This is a genomic window from Nocardioides sp. 1609, assembly GCF_004522105.1.
Lineage (GTDB): Bacteria > Actinomycetota > Actinomycetes > Propionibacteriales > Nocardioidaceae > Nocardioides.
This window is the reverse complement of the sequence record NZ_SPUJ01000001.1, coordinates 110,424-127,335: the sequence shown is the minus strand read 5'-3', so window position 1 is coordinate 127,335 and position 16,912 is coordinate 110,424. Positions and strand designations below refer to the sequence as shown.

Annotated in this window: 15 protein-coding genes; 10 read left to right on the top strand and 5 right to left on the bottom strand. The window is 75.1% G+C overall.

Annotated features, from left to right (window positions below; translation table 11 throughout):
* Positions 1 to 180 precede the first annotated feature (180 nt).
* On the top strand, positions 181 to 2,346 hold the full coding sequence (locus tag E4623_RS00555; RefSeq protein WP_134764583.1) for an N-acetylmuramoyl-L-alanine amidase: 2,166 nt from the start codon (positions 181 to 183) through the stop codon (positions 2,344 to 2,346).
* 28 nt (positions 2,347 to 2,374) lie between these two features.
* Here E4623_RS00555 and E4623_RS00550 read toward each other — a convergent pair whose 3' ends face one another.
* Positions 2,375 to 3,106 carry a TIGR03089 family protein gene (locus tag E4623_RS00550; RefSeq protein WP_134764582.1) on the bottom strand — a complete coding sequence of 244 codons (732 nt, stop codon included), beginning with the start codon at positions 3,104 to 3,106 and terminating at the stop codon, positions 2,375 to 2,377.
* 44 nt (positions 3,107 to 3,150) lie between these two features.
* Here E4623_RS00550 and E4623_RS00545 point away from each other — a divergent pair, with 44 nt between their 5' ends.
* On the top strand, positions 3,151 to 4,245 hold the full coding sequence (locus E4623_RS00545) for a sugar phosphate nucleotidyltransferase (protein ID WP_134764581.1): 1,095 nt from the start codon (positions 3,151 to 3,153) through the stop codon (positions 4,243 to 4,245).
* 133 nt (positions 4,246 to 4,378) lie between these two features.
* Here the strand turns inward: E4623_RS00545 and E4623_RS00540 are convergent, their stop codons facing one another.
* The 3 genes from E4623_RS00540 to cofD are packed head-to-tail and all read right to left on the bottom strand — an operon-like array spanning position 4,379 to position 7,213.
* A complete protein-coding gene (locus tag E4623_RS00540) occupies positions 4,379 to 5,131 on the bottom strand; it encodes a DUF3105 domain-containing protein (protein ID WP_134764580.1) in 753 nt (250 codons plus the stop codon).
* A gap of 43 nt (positions 5,132 to 5,174) precedes the next feature.
* Entirely contained in the window at positions 5,175 to 6,212 is a 1,038-nt protein-coding gene (gene cofE, locus E4623_RS00535; protein ID WP_134764579.1) for a coenzyme F420-0:L-glutamate ligase, read from the bottom strand.
* Positions 6,209 to 7,213: a 2-phospho-L-lactate transferase gene (cofD, locus tag E4623_RS00530; RefSeq protein ID WP_134764578.1), complete on the bottom strand. Its 1,005-nt coding sequence runs from the start codon at positions 7,211 to 7,213 to the stop codon at positions 6,209 to 6,211. Before cofD ends, cofE begins: the two co-directional genes overlap by 4 nt.
* Positions 7,214 to 7,460: 247 nt before the next feature.
* Between cofD and E4623_RS00525 the strand changes: the two genes are divergently transcribed.
* The 3 genes from E4623_RS00525 to E4623_RS00515 all read left to right on the top strand — a co-directional run bounded on the left by E4623_RS00525 (position 7,461) and on the right by E4623_RS00515 (position 12,245).
* Positions 7,461 to 7,715 carry a WhiB family transcriptional regulator gene (locus tag E4623_RS00525; protein WP_134764577.1) on the top strand — a complete coding sequence of 85 codons (255 nt, stop codon included), beginning with the start codon at positions 7,461 to 7,463 and terminating at the stop codon, positions 7,713 to 7,715.
* Between the two features lie 161 nt (positions 7,716 to 7,876).
* Positions 7,877 to 10,780 carry a glycosyltransferase gene (locus E4623_RS00520; protein WP_134764576.1) on the top strand — a complete coding sequence of 968 codons (2,904 nt, stop codon included), beginning with the start codon at positions 7,877 to 7,879 and terminating at the stop codon, positions 10,778 to 10,780.
* 67 nt (positions 10,781 to 10,847) lie between these two features.
* Positions 10,848 to 12,245, top strand: coding sequence for a DUF5719 family protein (locus E4623_RS00515; RefSeq protein WP_134764575.1), 1,398 nt, complete (start codon positions 10,848 to 10,850; stop codon positions 12,243 to 12,245).
* 61 nt (positions 12,246 to 12,306) lie between these two features.
* On the opposite strand, the gene E4623_RS00510 is transcribed toward E4623_RS00515, so the two are convergent.
* Complete coding sequence (locus E4623_RS00510; protein WP_245154759.1) at positions 12,307 to 12,768, bottom strand: metallopeptidase family protein; 462 nt, start codon at positions 12,766 to 12,768, stop codon at positions 12,307 to 12,309.
* Between the two features lie 49 nt (positions 12,769 to 12,817).
* On the opposite strand from E4623_RS00510, the gene E4623_RS00505 reads away from it, so the two are divergent.
* The 5 genes from E4623_RS00505 to E4623_RS00485 all read left to right on the top strand — a co-directional run bounded on the left by E4623_RS00505 (position 12,818) and on the right by E4623_RS00485 (position 16,894).
* Complete coding sequence (locus E4623_RS00505) at positions 12,818 to 13,174, top strand: DUF3499 domain-containing protein (protein WP_134764574.1); 357 nt, start codon at positions 12,818 to 12,820, stop codon at positions 13,172 to 13,174.
* 42 nt (positions 13,175 to 13,216) lie between these two features.
* The gene (locus tag E4623_RS00500) at positions 13,217 to 14,587 is read left to right on the top strand and encodes a phosphomannomutase/phosphoglucomutase (RefSeq protein ID WP_134764573.1); all 1,371 of its coding nucleotides are present in this window, start codon (positions 13,217 to 13,219) and stop codon (positions 14,585 to 14,587) included.
* A 38-nt stretch (positions 14,588 to 14,625) separates the two neighbouring features.
* Positions 14,626 to 14,796, top strand: coding sequence for a Trm112 family protein (locus E4623_RS00495; RefSeq protein ID WP_209020492.1), 171 nt, complete (start codon positions 14,626 to 14,628; stop codon positions 14,794 to 14,796).
* Between the two features lie 16 nt (positions 14,797 to 14,812).
* Positions 14,813 to 15,847 (top strand): SIS domain-containing protein, encoded by a 1,035-nt coding sequence (locus tag E4623_RS00490; RefSeq protein ID WP_134764571.1) that lies wholly within the window; start codon positions 14,813 to 14,815, stop codon positions 15,845 to 15,847.
* Between the two features lie 93 nt (positions 15,848 to 15,940).
* Positions 15,941 to 16,894 carry a DUF808 domain-containing protein gene (locus E4623_RS00485; protein ID WP_134764570.1) on the top strand — a complete coding sequence of 318 codons (954 nt, stop codon included), beginning with the start codon at positions 15,941 to 15,943 and terminating at the stop codon, positions 16,892 to 16,894.
* Positions 16,895 to 16,912: the final 18 nt, after the last annotated feature.

Here is a 16,912-nt window from a genome sequence, read left to right as displayed (position 1 = left end):
CGTGACCTGGCCGCGCCGCGACCCGCACCGCTCGCGAGAATTGACAAATCTCGAAGTCGGCGGCGTGTCGAGTGGAAATTACAGTCATGTAGTTACTCAGATTCCCTTCCCAACCCCTGTGACTGATGTGAAAGTTGCGTCTCGTGTGACTCTTCCCCTCGCACTGGAGCTGCTGAAAACATGTCATCTGAGAACGCCACGTCCACCCACCCCAAGCACCCGCGGTTCGTCACCGCGTGCCAGCAGCTGCTGGTCCTCGGCGTCATCTGCGCCGTCCTGACGCCGGCCGCCCGGGTCATCTCGATCGAGCTCGGCCCCGCCCCCGACGGCGCCGGCACGTCGTCGTCCGGCACCGCCGCGGCCACCCCCTCGCTCGCGTTCGCCGCGTACGCCGAGGCGCAGCAGGTCCCGACGCTGGTGCCGACCAAGGTCGTCGACCCGACGGTCCGCGAGGTCTCGCTCACCGCACCCCGCGGCGCCCGGATCGCCCCCGGCATGCTCGCCGCGCGGGCCACGCTCACGCGGGGCGGCGCGACCCAGCTGGTCAGCACACCGCAGAAGGTCACCGGCTACGGCGCGGTCGGCGTCACGTGGGAGCACGGCGCCGTCGTCCCCGACGACGAGATCGCGATCCAGGTCCGCACCCGCGACGAGGCCGGCTGGTCGTCCTGGCTGGACATGGAGTACCACGACGACCACGGCCCCGACCCCGACAGCGCGGAGGCCAGGAAGGCCCGCCCCGGCACCGACGAGCTGCTCGTCGGCGAGGTCGACGACGTCCAGGTGAAGATCGTCAGCGACGCCGCCGCGCCGCCCGACGTCAAGCTCGCCGTCATCGACCCGGGCGTGGCCGCGGAGTCGAAGAAGGAGCTGCCCGCGCTCGACACCGCGCCCGCCGGCACGGCCACGGGCGGCAGCACGGCCGCCCCGGCCGTCGGAACGACCGGGGGCGGCGCCCTGCCGTCGTCGGCCGGCGACCTCGAGCTCGCCGCCGCGACCTACACCCCCAGGCCGGTCATCTACTCGCGGGCCCAGTGGGGCGCCGACGAGCGGATGCGCGACGCGAGCTCGCTGCACTACTACGAGGTCCACGCCGGCTTCGTGCACCACACGGTGAACGCCAACAACTACAAGGCCAAGGACGTCCCGGCGATCCTGCGGGGCATCTACGCCTACCACACCCAGTCGCGCGGCTGGAGCGACGTCGGCTACAACTACCTGGTCGACCGGTTCGGTCGCATCTGGGAGGGCCGGTACGGCGGCGTCGACCGCGCCGTCGTCGGCGCGCACACCCTCGGCTACAACGACGACTCCTTCTCGATGTCGGCGATCGGCAACTACGACATCGCCCAGCCCTCGCAGGCCATGGTCCAGGCCTACGGCGTGCTGTTCGGCTGGAAGCTCTCGCTGCACGGAGTGAAGGCGGCCTCGACGAAGCAGTTCGTCACCTCACGCAACTTCCAGGCCATCAACGGCCACCGCGACGCCGGCTCGACGGCCTGCCCCGGGCGGTACCTCTACGCGAAGCTGCCGGAGATCCGGAAGCTCGCCGCCCAGGCGCAGGCCGGGTTCGCCGGCCGGCAGCTGGAGTCGAACCTCGCCGGCTCCGACCAGCCCGACGTGCTGGTGCGCCGCAAGTCCGACGGGCGGGCGGTCGTCGTCCCCCTCGTCAAGCGCGGGACGTCGGTGGTCGCTGGCAAGCCGATCGTCACCGAGGTCAGCCTGGCCGGCGCCACCGCCTTCTTCAACGCCGGTGACTGGGACCGGGACGGCTTCTCCGACATCATGGTCCGCGGCGGCGACGGCAGGCTGTACCTCGCCGGCGGCAACGGCAAGGGCGGCTTCCGCACCGGGATGCCCATCGCCACGGGCTTCGCCGGCGTGCGGCTGCTCGCCGCGGCCGGCGACGTGACGGGCGACGGCTGGCCGGACCTGATGGGCCAGCCGAAGAACGGCTCGATGCGGATCTACCCCGGTGCCGGCGGCAAGGGCGTCGGCGCCAGCTACGTCGCCTCCAGCGCGGTCTCGGCGTTCCGGCAGATCCCGATCGGTCTCTGGGGCGCCGACGGGGCCCCGGACAGCCTGTTCCGGAACGGCAACCGGTTGCAGATCCTGCACGGCAACGGTCCCGGCGGCCTCACCGGCTCCATCAAGACGATGACCTTCGACATGAGCCCTTACGACATCGCCAGCGGGATCAGCGACGTCGGCCTCGTCGGTCACCCCGACCTGGTGGTGCGCAAGAAGGGCACCGGCGAGATGTACCTGGTCCGCGGCTACCGCAAGGGGTTCGGCGCACCGACCCTGCTCGGCACCGGCTTCGACGCCTACGACCGGATCGGGTGAGGCCCGACACCCCAGGATGTCCGGTCGCTCAGGCAGGGAAGCGGGCGGTGGCGCGCTCGGCGACGTAGGTCGCCTCGAGACGCTCCCGTCCGGCCTGGACGACCAGGACGAGAGAGCCGCTGCGTGCCAGCGGCTCCGTGAAGGAGGCGACACCCGGTGGGGAAGCCGGGTTCGTCTCCGACAGGAGGCGGCCGCCGTCGGTGACGAGAGTCCCGGCGGCGGCTGCTTGCCACAGCTGGGCCTGCGTCACCGCGGTGCCCCCGAGGTCGTGGGCGACGTCGTCGCCCGCGGGAGGGTCCCACGCGGTGAACGCGTCGGGCTGCGACCAGATCTCGGTGCCGACGTCGTGGACGCCGGCCGGGACGCCCCCGGCGAAGCGCACCCCCATCGGGAGCAGCGCGCACGCCAGCACCACCCGGTCCTCGGCCTGGGGTGCCCACCGCTCGAGCGAGTCCGGCCCGCACACGACGGCGTCCGGGGCGTCGTCGTCGGTGACCACGAGCCCGGCGGTCCAGGCCGCGCCGAGGAAGACGGTGCCGAGCCAGTGCGGCGGCAGGTCGACCCGCAGCGTCGCGCCGCGCCCGAGGTCGAGCTCGTCGACCAGCAGGGAGGCGGCCTTGGCCACCCAGTTCGCGTACGTCGTCACCGAGAGCTCGACGCGCTCCCCGGTGGCCTCGTCGTAGAACGTGACGAGCGGGCGCCCGGCGTCGCGGCGCAGCTGGGCGGTCAGGACGGCGGCGAACGTCGTGGCGGGAGGCACGCCTGCAGTCTCGCGCAGGCCGGCGACTGGCTAGTCTCCGCCCCATGACGACGCCCGGACCCGCCATCGACCGACTCTGGGCCGTCGTGCCGGCCGGGGGAGCGGGCACCCGGCTCTGGCCCCTGTCGCGCTCGTCGGCGCCGAAGTTCCTGCGCGACCTCACCGGCACCGGCCGCTCGCTGCTCCAGGAGACCCGGGCGCGGCTCGCCCCGCTCGTGGAGGACCGCTTCCTCGTCGTCACCGGTCGCGCCCACCGCGACGCCGTCGTCGACCAGCTCCCCGGCCTGACCGCCGACGCCGTCCTGGCGGAGCCGTCGGCGCGCGACTCGATGGCCGCGGTCGGCCTGGCGGCCGCCCTCCTCGAGCGGCGCGACCCGGACGCCGTCCTGGGGTCCTTCGCCGCCGACCACGTCATCAGCGAGCCGGAGGCCTTCGAGGCCGCCGTGCGCGCCGCCGTACGGGCCGCCGAGGACGGGTGGCTGGTCACCCTCGGGATCGAGCCGACCTTCGCCTCCACCGCGTTCGGCTACATCCACCTCGGCGCGCCGCTCGACGGGCACCCCGGCACCGCGCACGTCGCGGCGTTCGTCGAGAAGCCGTCGGCCGACGTCGCCGAGCAGTACCTGGCGACCGGGGAGTTCCGGTGGAACGCCGGCATGTTCGTCGTCCGGCCCACGGTGCTGCTCGACCTGCTCGCCGCCGGCGACCCCGGGTTCGCCGCCGCGCTGCGCTCGATCGCGGCCGACCCCGACACCCTGGACGACGTGTGGCCGACGCTCCCGCGGATCGCCCTCGACCACGCCGTCGCCGAGCCGGCCGCCGCGGCCGGCCGGGTCGTCGTGGTGCCGGCCGCCCTCGGCTGGGACGACGTCGGCGACTTCGACTCGCTCGCCGGCCTCCTCGAGGACCCCGACCGCGCCCGCCTGACCGTCCTCGGCGACGACGCCCTCGTGCTCGGCCGCGACGCCACCGGGCTCGTCGTCCCGGCGTCCGGACGGGTGGTCGCGGTCGTCGGCCTCGACGACGTCGTCGTCGTCGACACCCCGGACGCGCTCCTCGTCACCACCCGCGAGCGCGCCCAGGACGTCAAGGCGATCGTCGCGGCGCTGCGTGACGCCGGACGCGGCGACCTCCTGTAGCGGGGCTCCCACGGCTGGGCGGGCCTGCCTGAGCGCCGACGAGAAGTCCGGGGCTCCGCCGCCAGCCCGCCCGCGGCGGCCCGGCCTCGGTGGGACCGGGCCTCAGCTCGTTCCTCGCTGAGACCCGCCCAGCTCAGATGATCGTGGCCTCGGGGGCGTCGGTGTAGGGGTAGGTGTCCATGAAGGTCTCGAGCGCCGCGCCGCTGACGTCGCCGCAGTACTGCCACACGCCGGTGGACTCCTCCGTGGTGCCCTTCCAGTGCGTGAAGGCGACGTGCTGGCCGTCGGGGAACCTCGCGCCGTCCTCGTCGGAGTCGAGCCACGGAGCCGCGATGAACTTGTTGCGGTAGTTCTTCGCGTCGCCGCTCTCCTTGAACTTGTTGGCGATCGCCCGGATCTGGCCCAGCTGGGTGGCGTCGTCGGCGATCGTCTCGTCGTACCAGAGGATCGTGTAGCCGTGCTCGAGGTTGTGCACGAGCTGCTCGAGCTCGGGCCGGTCGTCGGCGTCGTAGAACTTGTCCTCGAACGGCGCAGGGGCGCCGATGGCGTTCCAGTGCGCGCCGTACGCCGGCGGGGCGGCGTCGTAGGTGACCTGCTGCGGCTCGTCGACGTGGCTGCCGACGTCGCTGCCGGCCTTCTCGACGACGTCCTGGCAGGTCGAGGCGGCAGCGCCGATCTCGCTGAGGGCGTCGTCCTCGTACTTGGACTCCTCGAAGGCGCCGCGGGCCATCGGGTACGTCGCGACCCCGATGATGACGACCGCGATCGCGACCGCGACCAGCACGATCGCGTTTCCGCGCTTCTTCTCGGCGGTCCGCTGCTTCTTCAGGGTCTCCTCGATCAGCTTCTGGCGCTCGGTCTTCTGGGACTTGGACGACTTGGCCACGGGTCGGCTTACCTCATTCAACGGGTCGGGAGTCGCGCAGAGTCTACGGAGTGCCCTTGAGGATCTGTCGAGCGGCACCGTCTCGGGCGTCAGGACCCCCGTCGGGACCACCGTCGGGAGCCAGGTGCCAGCCGAACGCGAACGCCACCACTGCGGCCAGGGGAGCGGCCGCGGCCGGGACCACCAGGGTGTCGTCGTCGACGCGGACGGCAGCCACGTCGAGCGCCTCGAGGAGCGCACCGGCGAGCTCCACGGCCGGGGCCGGGCGGCCGAACGGCGTCCGGTCGGCCGGGTCGCCGCGCAGCGCCCGGACCACCGCCTCGCGGGCGCCGAGACCGAACATGTCGGCGTCCTCGGCCCGCACCAGGGCGACCGCGCCGGGGCCGTCGTCGCCGTCGGGGAGGACCAGGTCTGCCCGCCCGCGGACGACGGCGAAGGGCCGGCCGCCGAGCTTGCCCTGGGCCAGCTCGGCGAGCCCGGCGATCTCGTCGGCCACCGCGGGTGCGGTCACCGCGAGCTCGTTGCCGTGCCCGTCGACGCGGCCGGCGAAGTCCTCGGCCACCAGGACGCCGGCCGCACCGACCGCGATGTCGGTCTGGCCCTCGCGCCAGGCCCGTCCGGCGGTGTCGGTGACGACGACACCGAGGGTGCGGCCGGTGCGCGCGCGTAGCGCGGCGCGGAGCCGCCGGGCGGACGCGTCGGGGTCGAGGGGGAGCAGCACGGCGCGGCCGCGCTCGACGTTGGAGCCGTCGATGCCGGCGGCGGCCAGGGTGAGGCCGTGGTGCGTGCGGGCGATCGTGGTCGGCCCGCGGCGGGCGACGACGCGGGCGGTCTCGGCGGCGAGGTGCTCCTCGCGCGACCCGTCGACGACCCGGCCCTCGGCCTTGCTGACCGCCTTGCTCGTCACCACGACCACGTCTCCGTCGACGAGCCCACCGGGGAGCCTGCCCGGGAGCCCGTCGGTCCGGTCGGTGCCGAGGGCGGCGAGGAGGAGCGCGGCGAGGTCGTCGCCGGGACGGACCTCGGGGACGCCGTCGGGGGCGAACGCGGTGAGGCTGCCCCCGGTGCCGGCCCCGGTCACCGGACCAGCTCGACGGCGGCCGCGGCCATCGCCGCGGTGGCGTCGAGGTCGGTCATCATCAGCGGGACGGCGGCGCAGGCCAGCCCGGCCGCCCGGACCGCGTCGACCTGGTCGGCGTCCTGCTCGTCGACGAGCCAGCCGTCGAGCACGCCGCCTGCTCCCGCGCCGGCGCGGGAGCCGTAGTGCAGCCCGACGGCGCCGGCGGTGACCTCGACCCCGATGGAGGTGAGCATCTGGTGGGCCATCCCGCGCACGTGGGTGCCGCCGACGATGGGGGAGAGGCCGACCACGGGGGCCTCGGTCGCGCGCAGGGCGTCACGGACGCCGGGCACGCCGAGGATCGTGCCGACCGAGACGACCGGGTTCGACGGCGGCAGGAACACCAGGTCGGCGCCGGTGATCGCGTCGAGGACGCCGGGCGCCGGCGTGCTCTCCTCGAGCCCGACCACGACGACCGCCTCGGCGGGCACCGCGGCGCGCAGCCGCACCCAGTACTCCTGGAAGTGCACGACCCGGCGGCCGCTCGGGGCGCTCGGGTCGGCGATCGCGACGTGGGTCTCCACCCGGTCGTCGGTCATCGGCAGCAGGCGGACCCCGGGACGCCAGCGGTTGCAGAGGGCGCCGGTGACCGCCGAGAGCGGGTACCCGGCGTCCAGCATCTGGGTGCGCACCAGGTGGGTGGCGATGTCGCGGTCGCCGAGGCCGAACCAGGTCGGCTCGACGCCGTACGCCGCCAGCTCGTCCTTGACGCTCCACGACTCGTCGCGGCGGCCCCAGCCGCGCTCCAGATCGATGCCGTCGCCGAGGGTGTACATGACGGTGTCGAGGTCGGGACAGATCTTGAGGCCGTGCATCCAGAGGTCGTCGGCGGTGTTGGCGACGACGGTGATCTCGGCGTCCGCGGCGACGCCCGGCAGGGTGCCGTGCGCCACGGCGTGCCGCAGCCCCTGCAGGAACCGGGCGCCGCCCATGCCGCCGGAGAGCACCGTGATGTTCTTCATGGCCCCTACTCTGCCGCCCCCCGCCGCCGCGGCGGACCCACGGGTCCGGACCAGACCGGACCCCGGCATCGCCGGCGATACCAGAGATCCGCTTGACTTCCCTGCACGACAGGCATGTAATTCCAACATTGTTGTTCCGGGATCTCCCACCAGCTTGACGGGCCACCCGGCACGGCGTGGCACCCGATCGCCAGGTGTCGACATCGCACGGGTCGAAGTGTGAAGAAGCGGGTCGAGAGGTGGAACCATGAGGGAGCTCTTTCTCCTGGCTCCGGACACGGACGACGCGGGATGGCAGGAGCGCGCGCTGTGCGCTCAGACCGATCCCGAGGCGTTCTTCCCGGAGAAGGGTGGGTCGACGCGTGAGGCCAAGAAGGTGTGCCTCACGTGCGAGGTGCGCAACGACTGCCTCGAGTCGGCGCTGATGAACGACGAGCGGTTCGGGATCTGGGGCGGGCTCTCCGAGCGGGAGCGGCGCAAGCTCAAGAAGCGCGTGGTCTGACGCAGCACCATCCAGAGGGACGCCCCGGTCGACGACGGCCGGGGCGCCTCTGCTTTTCCGACGACTTCTCCGAGGACTTCTCCGACGGCGTCGCGTCGACGACGGGACCCGGCCGGTGAGGACTTCGGGGCCCGTGGACGGTTGGCCTAGGCTCGCAGATCGTGTCCGCCCCGTCTGTCCCGTCCGCACCGCCGGGCCGCGTCGTCGCCCTGCTGGTGACGCACGACGGCGCCCGCTGGCTGCCCGGGGTCGTCGACGGGATCGCGGAGCAGGGCGCCGCCCTGTCCGGCGTCGTCGCGGTCGACACCGGCAGCACCGACGGCAGCCGCGACCTGCTGCCCGAGGGCTACGACCTGGTCGAGGCGACGTCGTCGGCGTCGTACCCGGACGCCGTCCGGATCGGGCTGGAGCGGGTCGCCGCCCAGGCGCCGGACACCGAGTGGGTCTGGCTGCTGCACGACGACTCCCGCCCCGCGCCCGGCGCGCTGGCCGCGCTGCTCGCGGCCGCCGCCCGGCGTCGCGACGTCGACGTCCTCGGCCCCAAGCTGCGCGAGTGGCCGTCGCTGCGGCGCCTGCTCGAGCTCGGCGTCACCCTGTCGGGCACCGGACGCCGCGAGACCGGCCTCGAGCGCGGCGAGTACGACCAGGGCCAGCACGACGAGGAGCGCGAGGTCCTCGCCGTCAACAGTGCCGGGATGCTCGTGCGTCGACGCGTGCTGGAGGCGCTGGGCGGCTTCGACCCGCGACTGCCCATGTTCGGCAACGACCTCGACCTCGGCTGGCGCGCCGCGGCCGCCGGCCACGCCACCCTGGTCGTCCCGGACGCCGTCGTCTTCCACGCCGAGGCCGCCCACCGGGGGCTGCGCCGCACCGCGCTGACCGGCCGCCACACCCACTACCAGGAGCGGCGCGCCGCGCTCTACACGCTGCTCGTCAACAGCAGCGCCGCCGCGCTGCCGTGGCGGGTGCTGCGCCTCACGCTCGGCACGCTGGTCCGGATGGTCGGGTTCCTCCTGGTCCGCTCGGTCGGCGAGGCCCTCGACGACCTCGCCGCGCTGGTCGCCGTCGTCCTCCGGCCGGGCCAGGTGCGCGCCGGGCGGCGCGAGCGGCGCGAGCGCGCTGCCGCGGGTGGCCCCGACCGGGAGCGCGTCGAGCGGTTGCTCCCGCCCCCGTGGCTGCCGTACCGCCACGGCCTCGACTTCGTCGGCGACGTCGTCTCCGCCGTCACCCAGCAGGCCTCCGACGTCGCCGAGCGCCGCCGGGTCGCGGCCGCCGAGCTCGACCCGTCGTCCCAGGCGGCGACCCGGCTCCGCGCCGAGCGCGAGCGTGACGAGGACGACGAGCTCGCCGACTCCGGCGCGATCGCCCGGTTCTTCACCAACCCGGTCGCCCTCACGATGACGCTCGTGGTGGCCGTGATGCTGGTGGCGGCCCGCACCGCGCTGGGCCAGGTCAGCGGCGGCGCCCTCGCCCCGGCCCCCGACGGCGCCGGTGCGTGGTGGTCGCTGCACCTCGCCTCCTGGCACGAGCTCGGGTTCGGGACCGACGTCCCGGCGCCGCCGTACGTCCTCCCGCTCGCCCTCCTCGGCACCGTCCTCGGCCCGATCGGGGCGGTCAGCCTGCTGCTGCTCGGCTCCGCGCCGTTCGCGCTGTGGGGTGCGTGGCGCTTCCTGCGGGTCGCCGGACGCCTGGTGAGCCCGCGCGGCGCGCCGCGCTGGATCCTGGTCGGCGGCGCCACGGCGTACGCCGTCGCCCCGGTCGCCGCCGGCGCCTGGGGACACGGGCGTCTCGGGCTCGTGGTCGCCGGCGCCCTGCTGCCGTGGCTGGCCCACGCGGCGCTCGGGTTCGCCGAGCCGGAGCCGGACCGCCGCCGGCGCGCCGGCTGGCGGGTGGGGATGCTGCTCACCCTCACCACCGCGTTCGCGCCCACGACCTGGCTGGTCGCGGCGGTCCTGGTCCTCGTCGTCCTCGGCACCGGCCTGCTGCTCGCGCGCGGGCTGGTCACCGCCCGCGACGTGTGGCTCCCCCCGCTCACCGCCGTCGTCGTCCCGGTGGTCCTCCTCGCCCCGTGGTGGGTCCCGGCGCTGACCACCGGCTCGGGCGCCGCGCTCGTGCTCGACACCGGGCGCCCGCCCTCCGACGGCGTCGCGCCGCTCGACCTGCTCGCCGGCCGGCTCGGCGACCTCGCCGCCCCCGCCTGGGCGGGCCTGGCGCTGGTGGTGCTCGCGGTGCTCGCGCTGCTGCCCCGCGCGACGCGCATCCCGGTCACCCTGTGCTGGCTGGTCGCGCTGGTCTCCGCCGCGGTCGGCGCCGTCCTCGGCACCGTGACCGTCGCCCTGGCCGCGACCGACACCCCCGCCGGCCTCGGCGGGCCGCTGCTGGCGGCGCAGGCGGCCCTCGTGGTCGCGGTCGTGCTGGGCGCCCAGGGGGCCACCCGGGCCGGCCTGGCCGGCCCGCTGCGCGCGATCGGGATGGTCGCGGCCGCGGCCGCGGTCGTCGTCCCCCTCACGGGGATCGCCTGGTGGCTCACCGGCGACGACGACCTCACCTCCGCCGACTCCTCCGTCGTCCCGGCCTACATGGTGCAGCGCTCGACCACCGGCCCCGAGCACGGCGTCCTGGTCGTCAGCGGCAGCGTCGCGACCGGCCTGACCTACACCGTGCGCCGCGGCGACGGGGTGACCCTCGGCGAGGACGAGGTGCTCGCCCTCAGCGACACCGACGCCGCCGACGCGGCCACCGTCCGCGACTTCCTGTCCCGCCCCACCGGCGACGTCGTCGACCGGCTGGGCGGGCTCGGCATCGAGTACGTGCTGCTCACCTCGCCGGTCGACGGCACGGTGGCCGCGGCCCTCGACGCGACGTCCGGCCTGGTCCAGGCCGGCTCCGACGCCGGCACCCGCGCCTGGGAGGTCGACCGGCCGCTCGACCCGGACGCCGTCGCCGGCGACGGCACCGCGGCGCGGGGCGTGGTGCGGGCCGTCCTCCTCGTCGTCCAGGGTCTCGGCGTGGTGCTGGTGCTGGTGCTCGCGGCCCCGACGCTGCGACAGAGGAGACGACCATGACCACCCCACCCCGTCAAGCGGCTCCTGCGCCGCGCTCCCGCGCCGGACGGCGCGCCGGAGGCCCCGCGTGAGCGACCCGACCCCCACGACCGGACGCCGGGCGGCCACCGGCGGACGCGCCGCCCGCGCCCGCTTCGACGTGACCACCCTCGCCGCCGTCGTGCTGCCGGTGCTCGCCGTGCTGGCCGCCCTGCTCGTCGACACCGGCTCCGAGCCGCGTCCCGACGTCGCACCGGAGGAGACCGCGCTGTCCACGGCCAGCGTCGTGTGTCCCGCCGGCGGCAGCGGCATCCAGGTCGCCTCGACGTCGGGCGCCCGTGGCGACCTGACCGTACGCAGCGGCCGCGGGGACGACCTCGACGTCGCCGTCGCACCGGGCCGGTCCACCGAGGTCGACACCGGTGAGCGCGCCGCCGTCGTCGTCGGCGACGGCGACCTGGCGCCCGGGCTGGTCGCCGCGAGCTTCTCGCGACCGCTGGCCAGCTTCGACTGCCGAGCCCCGGTCTTCGACCACTGGTTCACCGGGGTCGGCGCCGGCGCCCGGCACCAGTCGGTCCTGCAGCTGGTCAACCCCGACGAGGGCCGCGCCGTCGTCGACGTCGAGGTGCTGGGCAGCGAGGGCGTCGTGGACGCCCCGGGCCTGCGCGGGGTCGCCGTGCAGGGCGGGGAGTCCCGCACCATCGGCCTCGCCGCCACCCTGCCGCGGCGCGACGAGCTCACCCTCCACGTGAGCGTCGTGCGGGGCCGGATCGCGGCGAGCGTCCGTGACGCCGTGCGCGGCATCGGCGGCAGCCGGGCCGGGGACGACGGGCTCGGCTCGCAGGACGCGCCCGCCACCGAGAACCTCCTGCTCGGCGTCCCCGGGGGCAGCGGGCCGCGGATCCTGTTCGTCACGAACCCGGGCCCGACCCAGGAGCGCGCCACCGTCAAGGTGGTCACCGCCGACTCCGCCTTCACCCCGGCCGGGCTCGAGGACGTCGTGCTCCCGCCGCGGTCGGTCGTGCCGGTGCGGCTGACCCGCGTGCTCGCCGAGGTCGGCACCGGTGCGGAGCGAGCACTGGGGGTGCTCGTCGAGTCCACCGTCCCGACGACCGCCAGCCTGCAGATGTTCTACCGCGGCGACCTGGTGCGCTCCTCGCCCGTCGCGCGGCCCGACGGTCCCGGCACCGCCGTCCTGCCGGCCGGCAGCAAGAGCCTGGTGCTGGGCGGCGCGGCCGGCCCGGGCGCGGTCACCGTCACGCTGTGGGACGCCGACGGCGCGACCCTGCCCGAGCAGCGGGTCGAGGTCGCCAGCGACCGGGCGAACGTCGTCGACCTGCCCGCCGAGGCCCGCCTGGTGACGGTCGCCGGCGTCGCGGCCACCTCGGTCGTGCTGGTCACCAACGACGACGGCGCGACGCTGGTCCCCGTCCGGGCTCCGGTCACCACCGGTCTGGTGCCCGATGTCGCCCCCGGCCTGCCCTGACCCCCCGGACCGCGCGCCCGGACCCTGCCCGACCGCCGAACCGCCCGCCCGCCCCGCCGGCTCAGTCGTCGGTGTCGTCGAAGCGCGGGTCGACCTGCTCCGGGTCGATGCCGAGCAGCTCGGCGACCTGCTCGACGACGACGCGGTGCACCAGTGCCTCGAGCTCGCCGCGGGAGGAGCTGCGGTGCTCGATCGGGCGCCGGAAGACCACCAGCCGGGTCGGTCGGGTGCCGGTGCCGCGCACCAGCGAGGAGAGCGGCACGGTGCCCGACTCCCAGTCGTCGGGCACCTGGGGGGCGTCCTCGACGGCGTACTCCACCAGGCCGAGGTGCTCCTGCCAGCGGTCCTCGATGTCGGCGACGACGGCGAGCACCAGGTCGTCGAACCGGTCGCGACGGGTCCGGAGCTCGGGCGTGCGGGGGTCACGGGGGAGGACCGCCGGCCCGCGCATGCCGCGGTCGCGCCGGTCCCTGGTCCGGCTGCGTCGTCGACCGGTGCCCCCGGGACCTGCGTGCTGTGCCACCCCGCGAGCCTAGGCGGCAACCGCGGTCGGCACGGGTACCGTCTCCTCCGTGAGTCTCCGGCGCTGTTCGCGCACCCCCTGCGGTCGCCCCGCCGTGCAGACCCTCACCTACGTCTACGCCGACCAGACCGCCGTCCTCGGCCCGCTGGCGACCTTCGCCGAGCCGCACGCCTACGACCTGTGCGCCGTGCACAGCGAGCGGCTCTCCGCCCCCCGGGGGTGGGAGGTGCTCCGCCTGGCCTCCGACGTCCGCGACACCGGACCCAGCTCCGACGATTTGCTCGCGCTCGCCGACGCGGTCCGCGAGGCGGGCCGGCCGGCGCCCGTGGAGCGCACCCGCCCCGCCGAGGAGGGTGGTCGCGAGACCAGCCGCCGCGGCCACCTGCGGGTCCTCACCACCGACTGACCGACTGACCGGCGGCCCACCCGGCCCCACTAGGCTCTGCGCATGGCACTCGACCCCGGTACGGTCCACGCCGTCTTCAAGGCCTACGACGTGCGGGGCACCGTCCCCGACCAGGTCGACGAGGAGCTCGCCGCGGCCACCGGTGCGGCGTTCGTGGAGGTCGTCGGGGCGCGCGAGGTCGTCGTCGGGTACGACATGCGGCCCAGCTCGCCCGGTCTCGCCGGTGCCTTCGCCGACGGCGCCAACCGGGCCGGCGCCGACGTGACCCTGATCGGGCTGGCCTCCACCGACCAGCTCTACTTCGCCTCCGGGCTCCTTGGGCTGCCGGGCGCGATGTTCACCGCCAGCCACAACCCGGCGCAGTACAACGGCATCAAGCTCTGCCGGGCCGGGGCGCAGCCGGTCGGCACCGACACCGGGCTCACCGCGATCCGCGACCTCGTCGCCGCCGGGCACGCGCCGAGCGGCTCGGGCGGTGGCTCGATCACCGAGCACGACGTCCTGGAGGCCTACGCGGCCCACCTGATCTCGCTCTCCCCGGTCACCGGGCGGCCGCTCAAGGTCGTCGTGGACGCCGGCAACGGGATGGCCGGTCACACCGCGCCCGCCGTCTTCGCCCGTCTCGGCACGCAGGTCGAGCTCGTGCCGCTCTACTTCGAGCTCGACGGCACCTTCCCGCACCACGAGGCCAACCCGATCGACCCGAGCACCCTCGTCGACCTGCAGCGCACGGTCCTGGAGGTCGGCGCCGACATCGGCCTGGCCTTCGACGGCGACGCCGACCGGTGCTTCCTCGTCGACGAGCGCGGCGCCGCCGTGTCGCCGTCGGCGCTGACCGCGCTGATCGCCGAGCGCGAGCTCGCCCGGCACCCGGGCTCGGTGGTCATCCACAACCTCATCACCAGCCGCGCCGTGCCCGAGATCGTCACCGAGCTGGGCGGTCGCCCGGTGCGCACGCGGGTCGGCCACTCCTACATCAAGGCCACGATGGCCGAGACCGACGCCGTCTTCGGCGGCGAGCACAGCGGTCACTTCTACTTCCGCGACTTCTGGCGCGCCGACTCCGGCATGCTCGCCGCGCTGCACGCCCTCGCGGCGCTGGCCGGCGGCGACCGGCCGCTGTCGGCGCTGATGGCACGCTACGACCGCTACCCGCTGTCGGGCGAGATCAACTCGACCGTCGCCGACCCGGCCGCCGCCGTCGCCGCGGTCGAGGGCGCCTTCGCCGGCCGGCCCGGCGCCACCACCGACCACCTCGACGGGCTCACCATCAGCCACGCCGACTGGCAGCTCAACCTGCGGATGTCCAACACCGAGCCGCTGCTGCGGCTCAACGTCGAGGGCGCCGACCACCGAACCATGACGGCGACGCGCGACGAGGCGCTCGCCCTGATCCGCGGAGGAAATCGATGACCGACACCACTGGCAGCAGCACGGGCGGGACGGGCGGGATCGACCCCGCGCTGCTCGAGATCATCGTGTGCCCCGACTGCCGCGGCGACCTGGCCGTCGTGACGGCGGACGGCGCCACCGAGCTGGTGTGCCAGGCCTGTGGTCTCGCCTACCCGGTGCGCGACGACATCCCGGTGCTGCTCGTCGACGAAGCCCGCCGCCCGGCCTGACCGGGAGGACGACGCGATGACCTGGTTCGACGAGTCCCGCCTCGACGACGAGATGGCCCTGGGCGCCTCCGACCTGCGGCTGCGCACCCTGGCCGAGTCCGGCGCGCGGGTGCGCCGCGAGGCCGAGAACGCCGCTGCCGCGACCGCGATCGCGGTCGAGCGCGCCCAGGACGCCCGCCCGCGCGCGGTGATCGCCGCCGGCCCCGACTCGCGGCTGCTGCGCGCCGTGCTCGAGCCCTGGTGCCCGGTGCCGTTCGTCGCGTGGCCCGGGCAGGGTCTGCCGGGCTGGGCGGGGAGCCTCGACCTGGTCGTCGTGCTGGCCCCGAACGGCTCCGACACCGGGACGGCGTCCGCGGTCGCCGAGGCCGTGCGCCGCGGCTGCCAGGTCGTGGTGGCCTGCCCGCCAGCGTCCATGGTCGCCGAGCACGCCGACGGGCGCTGGAGCACCCTGCTCCCGACCGTCGCCGACGACCAGCTGGCCACGGCCGTGGTCATGCTCACCTACCTGCACCGCGTCGGCCTCGGCCCGGACGCCGCCCCCGACGGCGTCGCCCAGGCCCTCGACGACGTCGCGATCTCCTGCTCGCCGCACCGCGACATCTCGATCAACCCGGCGAAGATGCTCGCGATCTCGCTCGCCGACGCCAACCCGCTGGTGTGGGGCGGGTCGGTCCTCGCGGCGCGGGCCGCCCGCCGCGTCGCCGAGTCCATCCGCCGCTCGAGCGGGCGGACGGCCCTGGCCGGCGACGCCGAGCACCTGCTGCCGGTCCTCGAGGCGACCCGGCCCCGCGACGTCTTCGTCGACCCCTTCGCGAGCGAGCCGGGGTCCGGCGGGGACCTGCGTCCCGTGCTCGTCGTCCTCGACGACGGCGCCGACGACCCCGTCGTCCGCGAGCACCGCGGCCGCCTCGGCGCCGCGGCCGACGGGCGGGGCGTCCGGGTCGAGACGGTCACCAGCGAGGCCCCCAGCGAGGTCGCCCGGTACGCCTCGCTGCTGCTCACCGGCACCTACGCCGCGGAGTACCTGCGGCTGGGCATCGTCGAGGACTGAACCGGGCCGGGCGCGACGGCGGCGCCGGCCGGGGACCCGGCAGCGGGCGGACGGCACGCGGGCGTCACCGCGTGCTCGTATAGCCTCTGCCGCATGAGCGCTGGGCTGTTCGGACTCCTCGACGACATCGCCGTGCTCGCCAAGCTGGCGGCCGCGTCGGTCGACGACGTCGGCGCCGCGGCGGCCCGCGCCAGCGCCAAGGCAGCGGGCGTCGTCGTCGACGACACCGCCGTCACGCCGCAGTACGTCCAGGGCGTCGCCGCGAAGCGCGAGTTGCCGATCATCAAGAAGATCGCGATCGGCTCGCTGCGCAACAAGCTGCTCTTCATCCTCCCCGCGGCGCTGCTGCTCAGCGAGTTCGCGCCCGACTGGGTGCTGCCCGTCATCCTCATCTGCGGCGGCACGTTCCTGGCCTACGAGGGTGCGGAGAAGATCTGGGAGCGGGTGAGCGGCCACGGCGCCGCCGCCGACGACGCGCCCGCGGCCGAGATCAGCCCCGAGCAGGAGAAGACGATGATCGCCGGTGCGGTGCGCACCGACTTCATCCTCTCCGCCGAGATCATGGTGATCGCCCTCAACGAGGTCGCCGCCGAGGCGTTCGTGGCGCGCGCGGTCATCCTGGCCGTCGTGGCCGTCGGCATCACGATCCTCGTCTACGGCGTGGTCGCGGCGATCGTGAAGATGGACGACGTCGGGCTGAGCCTCGCGCAGCGCCCCTCGGCCGCCGCCCAGCGCATCGGGCTCGGCCTCGTCAAGGCGATGCCCCGGCTGCTCGCCACGATCTCCGTCGTCGGCATCGCCGCGATGCTCTGGGTCGGCGGGCACATCCTGCTGGCCCAGCTGCACGAGCTCGGTGTCGACCCGCCCTACGACGCGGTCCACCACCTCGAGGTGGCCGTCCACGACGCGGTCGGCGCCCTCGGCGGCGTCCTCGGCTGGCTCACCAACACCGCGGCCTCCGCGGTCGTCGGCCTGGTCGTCGGCGCGATCGTCGTCGCCGTCATGCACGTGCTGCCGTTCGGCAAGAAGCACGGCGCCGCTCACTGAGCCCGGCCCCGGCCGCCC